A 263-nucleotide genomic window follows, 5' to 3' on the forward strand; every position below is an offset into this window, starting at 1 on the left:
TACAGCATGCGACTCAACGCCCTATTCAGACTCGCTTTCGCTACGGCTCCCCCACCCGGGTTAACCTCGCCACACACCATAACTCGCAGGCTCATTCTTCAAAAGGCACGCAGTCACATCACAGACAGCAAGCTGCCTACGCTCCTACGGCTTGTAGGCACACGGTTTCAGGTACTATTTCACGACCCCTCACCGGGGCACTTTTCACCTTTCCCTCACGGTACTCGTGCACTATCGGTCATCAGGAAGTATTTAGGCTTACC

Annotated in this window: 1 rRNA gene; it reads right to left on the bottom strand. The window is 54.4% G+C overall.

Going from position 1 to position 263, the window contains the following annotated elements:
• Nucleotides 1-263 (bottom strand): 23S ribosomal RNA (locus QSK26_RS41580); the annotation flags it as partial.

This window comes from Microtetraspora sp. NBRC 13810 (genome assembly GCF_030268685.1).
Taxonomy (GTDB): domain Bacteria; phylum Actinomycetota; class Actinomycetes; order Streptosporangiales; family Streptosporangiaceae; genus BSRQ01.